We start from the raw sequence: 5,817 nt of genomic DNA on the forward strand, positions 1-5,817 counted from the left end.
CCCTGAATTGGTGCGAGCCATTAATCGCATTGGCATCAACATCAATCAAATAGCCAAGCAAACCAACATGGGGCAAGAAGTCGGTAACGCCGTATTGATCGCCTTACTTGAGTTGCAGACCACGCTAGACAAAGCACTAGCATCGAGCGTGCCCGATGATCGTTAAATTCTTCACTAATGGCACAGGTGGCAGCAAAGGCGTATTTGATTATTTGCTCAAAGACAAAGAGCAGCCCGACGGCAAACGTATTGGAGCCGAAATATTGAGAGGTGACGTAGACAATCAAGCTTTGCTCATTGATAGCCTCGACTTCAAGCAAAAATATACCAGTGGCTGCTTATCGTTTACTGAGACAGCCAACCAAGTCACCCAAGAACAAAAAAACGCTTTAATGGACGGCTTTGAGCAAACCATTCGAGCAGGGCTAGACGTTGATAGAGTAAGTGTTAGCTGGATAGAACACAGAGACAAAGGCAGATTAGAGCTGAACTTTGTCTTTGCCAATGTTGATTTAGAACATGGCCGCGCCTTTCAGCCCTATGTTCATAACGTGGATAAACGCCGTGTCAACGCATGGAAAGACATGCAGAACATTGAGCATGGATTTACTGACCCCAGCGATCCCGCCAACAAGCGATTAATGGCGCAGCGTGACAACTTACCAAGGGATATTAAAGACACTAGGCAAGCCATTACTGAGGGCTTACATGCATTAATTATTGAGGGTGCGATAACCAATCGTGAGGGTGTTGTTCAAGCCCTAAAAGATGGTGGCTTTGAGATCGCACGAGAGACAGACAAAGCAATCAGTATCAAAAACCCAGATCCCACAGCAAAACGAAATATCAGGCTAACAGGCGGACTATATGAGCGAGGCTTTAAATTTAGCAGAGAAGTTCAAAGCGAAGTCACAGCAGCAAGCGAAAGTTATCGAGCAGGAAGTCGAGAACGCTACGACGCAGCTAAACAGCTTTATGACAGCGAAATTACAAGAAAGCGAGACTATCATCAAGCAAGGCATGGACAGCCTAGACACGAGCAACGAGCAGTTGCTCACGACGTTAGCAAAGCATCAAACCGATATGAGTACAGCCCTCGAAACTTATATGAGCAACGTCCAAGCCCATACCACCAATCATTTAAACCAGTTCGCAAAAGACATAGAGAAGACGATAGAAGCCTACACACAGCATATAGCGCAACTGATAGAGCAGCGAGAAGACCGGATAGCGAAGGTCATCAAGTCAGAAATGAGAAAATGGATAATAGTCACCAGTATCGTCGCAATCACCGTAATGATATTCGGCATGATGATAGGAGCAATGCTGGTCAACAAGTTCTCGAAGCCGACTTATATCATTCAAAAATCGCAGCCACAATCGCAGACACAGCAGCCCCCCATCAACTACGGGCAGAGGTAAGTCATGGACAAGAGACTACTAGAGCAAGTACAGAAAGCCCTACAAGCACAGCAGGACACGATCAAACGCCAAGAGCAGATGCTAGACGACCAAGAGCAATACATGGAGCAGATGCTCGACAAGAAAGATCAAGATATAGCGGAATTAACCGCCTCATTGAACAAATTGGCACAGACGAAGACGCAAGAGTTAGAACGCTTACCAACGTTGTTCAAGGAGTTGCAAGCTTCAATGACAGAACAAACGAACGTGTTCAATGGTTGGATGGCGCATCGGAAAAATCACGTGACAACGCAAGCAACGTTGATAAGCGAGTTACTAGCTTTAGGGAACGTACAAATTCAACTCGTAGAGCAGTTGAAGACGTATCAGAGCACGATAACACCGCCCGACTATCTAGAGAGCGATACGACGCAATTAGAGAGCGATACCGTGAAGTTGGAGTACGGATTGAGCGAATTAGTGAACGCACAGAGCAAAATAGAGCAGTCACAAGCGAAAATCAAAGGCTCACAGACAGAAATACAGAGGGAGCTGAAGGAATTAAGCACATTGCTGGACAAGTCAGAGAAGTGATCAAAGCTAAAGAGCAAGAACTTGAGCGTACTAGAGCGCCTACAAGGTCACGATCTCCAGGAATGGGTCGATAGTTAAGACAAAAATTCGGTTTAGAGTGGTTCCGTAATTAAGTTCTAAATAGAGTAATCTATTAATAATTTTAGATGGGTTTGGCAGTCCAATACACTGGTTCCACTAGTGTATGCTTAAAAGTTAATATTTTTATTATAGGGTGAGTTTGCATATGGAAAAGAAGCCAGAAGATATCAGTATAGGTGATGAGCTGACCAATCAAGAGATTGTAGGTATATTTAAATGTGGTAATCAAGGAGGGATGAGAAGGAGCAAGCGTGAGAACTGCCTTATCCTTATAACTGATCATACAAAATCTTTGTATGATGATCATATTGATTCGAAAGGGATTTTACATTATACCGGTATGGGAACAAAAGGGGATCAGGACTTAAATAAGTCTCAGAATAGAACTTTAAATGAATCTAAAGGTAATGATATTAAGGTCTATTTTTTTGAAAAATACGGTTATAAATCCTTGTATAGATTTAATGGTGAAGTCGAGCTAGATGGTGAACCGTATGAGGGAAAACAACATGATGAGCTAGGAGTGCTTAGAAAGGTCTATATATTTCCTCTTAGACCAATTACTACAGAGTCCTTCCCTTTAATTGGAAATAATGAACTTAATGAGACGATAGAAATTAAAGAGAAGAAAACTAAAAGGCTATCAAATCGCGAGTTAGCTGAAAGAGCTACTAAATTAAATCATACTTTATCTACTAGTAACACCTATAGAAAAGTCATCTCAAAACAATATGACCGTAATGAATTTGTCAAAGAATACGCCCGAAGAAGGGCAGTAGGACAATGTCAATTATGTGATGAATTAGCGCCTTTTGAAAGTAATGGAGTTCCATTTCTAGAGGTCCATCATGTTGAATGGTTAGCAGAAGGTGGTCCTGATTCTGTAGATAACGTTGTTGCACTTTGCCCCAACTGTCATAGAAAAATGCATGTTATAAATAAACCTAAAGATGTGCAGAAGTTAATTGATAAAGCTAAGGAACTCTTGAGCCTTGTCTAAGAAATGACTAGTAATTAACCCATCATTCAAATACAATTGAATTGCTACTGAATATTGATTGAATGATTATTCAATCACGGTTAATACAACGGCTTATTTAATAGGACTCGTCATGGTAAGAAGTAAAGATAGTAATTTTGTTGGCAGAATTGGTGAAGAAGTTATTAAGCAACAAGAAATTAACGATCAAGATTTTAATTTAGTTATTACAAAGGATGCAATTAGAGAAAATACTAATAGAGTTAAAGTTAGGGGCGTTATTCTTGAGGAATATGCAGATGCGCTTAATAAAATGATAGGAGTAGAAGCTTCTGTCAAAGGTAACAAGGTAGTAGTGAGCGCTCAAAGCGAAGCCAACCAAATATTTCAAGAGCGGTATAACTCTTTAGACGATCTAATGAAGAGCAATTCATCAATAGAAAATGAAGAAGATTAGTTTTCTTTTTAAATCTAGCTCAGTTTTATGTTTTATTAAAAACAATATTCCAAGCGGTTTTGTTCAGCTCCAAGTACGTAATATGACCTAGGCATAACTTTTCAGAGTGATGTACGCCTTAAATGGCGTGCCTTTACGAGGAAATTGCTAATTGACGAAACAATAATGAGAGCGTAAACTCAAGTGCTAGAAACGAGTAACCCCCAGTGATTGGCGTCACTAGGGGTTAGATGAATTTTAATCTGTGTCAGCAGATATAAAACCCACCATATTCGAACGGACATTTTATATCAGCAGGCGCACCAACACAAGTGTGCGTGATGTTAATACTACCGGAAATATACGAAACACTCCCCCATAAGCCCTATTGCACCGATGATTTAGGCACTCTTGTCATCCGTCCTAGGCAAACTGCCGTTAAAATGCGGTACATCCAGCACAACCCCCCTTGCATGACCCACTTCATTTGCTTAGACATTGACCACGAGCATGGCGCAATGCGTTGGGCGGAAGAATACCTACCACCGCCACGGTGGACAAGCCAAAATCCTGAAAACGGACACGCTCATATTGTCTATGAGCTAAAAACGCCTGTTTGTACCAGTGAGCATGGCAGCCGTAAAGCTCTAGAATATCTCGCTAAGATACAAGCAGGATTGGTCAGAGCCACTCGCGCAGACGTCGGTTATACCAACTTCATCACTAAAAACCCGATGCACGACCATTGGCGTACTGAGGTATGGACGAAAGAAGCTTATGAGCTAAATTACCTAGCCGAGTTCGTTGATCTTAGACCCTTAACGAGCACAGAAAAAGAATATGGACTTGGTAGGAACTGCTCCCTGTTCGATATCGTTCGCCATTGGGCCTATTCTGCGATTAGAGAGCATCGAGGCAAGACTTGGGAGCAATGGTACCATTCCGTGCTTAAACACGCTCAGAACGCAAATATGATGTTTTTAGAGCCGTTACCGTACTCAGAAATCAGAGCGACAGCTAAAAGCATCGCAAAATACTGTTGGAAGCGTGATTCCTACCATTACAACGAGTTTATTTATCGTCAGGCACTTAAAGGTAGTAAGGGTGGCAAGGTTTCTAAACGTAAGGTTGTAGCGACTTCAGCGCGAACGTTAAAACCTTGGGAAGAATTAGGTATAAGTAGATCTACATACTATAGAAAAAAATCAAAAAAATAGTGAGACCAGATAAGCCTAAATCAGATAACAGCCTTTTTTATGCAATCTTTGCTGGTGCTTGCTTCTTTTTATTCTCTGCTTAGGCTATTCCTGTTGCCCTAGTGTTCTCGCTACTCTTTCTGTTTTGTCCGTAATGTCTATCGTTGCCTAGACTTAGGGCCTTGTAACTTTATGTTGACTGTTGTTTCTAGCTTGTGTATAAATGTTCCCCTTTTGGGTGGCCTGCTGCCCTGTTCTGCTAGTTCTCAATTTTACAATTTAGGGATGATTATGAAAAAGACTGCTTTAGTTATTGGTATGCTCGCTCTTCTCTTGCAAGGCTGTGCTACTCCTCATGTTATGCAGACCAAGCAAGTTAGTGATGTTAATCTATCTTGCACACAGATCTTAAGCGAGATATCAGAAGCAGATAAATTTGAAGCAGAGGCTCGTGCTGAACGTGGTGTTACTGGTAAAAACGTTGTTGTTGGCTTATTATTCTGGCCTGCTTTGATCGGCACCTATTCTAATACCGATGAAGCAATAAAAGCAGCGAAAGAACGCCGTGCTAACATGACTAATCTTTACGAACAAAAGAAATGTAAATAGTGTTACGCTAGCTATAAAAAACATAATTTTTAATAAGAGGCTTGAGGTTTAATCTCAGGCCTCTTATATTTTTGTTCTAACTTAACCCTACAATCTTTTCCTATTATGCTTTTGTCTTACGCGGTATGTTAGTTTTAAGCCAGCATATACCGTGGGTACAATATCCACTCCGTTACTATTGACCCAAGGCATGCCGGTAAGGGGAAACCCCTTAACCCCAACCCCTCACAAAAAACCGTGAGGGGTAAAAACAACAGCAGTTATCGAGGTTGAAATGGCAAGGACAAAGTGGCTAAAAATTAGAGTATCTGACGATGAGATATTAGACATTAAAAAGCGTGCAGGCAGACATGATATGTCGACCTATGCTCGCGGATTGATACTCGATCAGCCGGTAGCCGCGCCTGAACCTAAGACCAAAAAAATCGTACATAGCGCCGACCCTGAATTGGTGCGAGCCATTAATCGCATTGGCATCAACATCAATCAAATAGCCAAGCAAACCAACATGGGGCAAG

The 5,817-nt window shown here is 41.6% G+C and carries 8 protein-coding genes; all 8 read left to right on the forward strand.

Annotation, left to right across the window (positions count from 1 at the left end; genetic code table 11):
• Positions 1 to 10: 10 nt before the first annotated feature.
• On the forward strand, positions 11 to 166 hold the full coding sequence (gene mobC / locus JMX82_RS14465) for a plasmid mobilization relaxosome protein MobC (RefSeq protein WP_227676809.1): 156 nt from the start codon (positions 11 to 13) through the stop codon (positions 164 to 166).
• Between the two features lie 701 nt (positions 167 to 867).
• A complete protein-coding gene (locus tag JMX82_RS14470; RefSeq protein ID WP_227676814.1) occupies positions 868 to 1,422 on the forward strand; it encodes an MbeB family mobilization protein in 555 nt (184 codons plus the stop codon).
• A 3-nt stretch (positions 1,423 to 1,425) separates the two neighbouring features.
• Entirely contained in the window at positions 1,426 to 1,998 is a 573-nt protein-coding gene (locus JMX82_RS14475) for a hypothetical protein (protein ID WP_413786789.1), read from the forward strand.
• A 226-nt stretch (positions 1,999 to 2,224) separates the two neighbouring features.
• Positions 2,225 to 3,079: an HNH endonuclease signature motif containing protein gene (locus JMX82_RS13880; RefSeq protein ID WP_201540967.1), complete on the forward strand. Its 855-nt coding sequence runs from the start codon at positions 2,225 to 2,227 to the stop codon at positions 3,077 to 3,079.
• A gap of 112 nt (positions 3,080 to 3,191) precedes the next feature.
• A complete protein-coding gene (locus JMX82_RS13885) occupies positions 3,192 to 3,515 on the forward strand; it encodes a hypothetical protein (RefSeq protein ID WP_201540968.1) in 324 nt (107 codons plus the stop codon).
• Positions 3,516 to 3,835: 320 nt separating this feature from the next.
• Positions 3,836 to 4,711 (forward strand): replication initiation protein, encoded by an 876-nt coding sequence (locus JMX82_RS13890; protein ID WP_201540969.1) that lies wholly within the window; start codon positions 3,836 to 3,838, stop codon positions 4,709 to 4,711.
• 270 nt (positions 4,712 to 4,981) lie between these two features.
• On the forward strand, positions 4,982 to 5,299 hold the full coding sequence (locus JMX82_RS13895; protein WP_201540970.1) for a hypothetical protein: 318 nt from the start codon (positions 4,982 to 4,984) through the stop codon (positions 5,297 to 5,299).
• A gap of 274 nt (positions 5,300 to 5,573) precedes the next feature.
• On the forward strand, positions 5,574 to 5,817 hold a 244-nt coding region (locus JMX82_RS13900), incomplete at its 3' end, for a plasmid mobilization protein (protein ID WP_201540971.1).

Source organism: Psychrobacter sp. 1044, assembly GCF_904846525.1.
Classification (GTDB): Bacteria; Pseudomonadota; Gammaproteobacteria; order Pseudomonadales; family Moraxellaceae; genus Psychrobacter.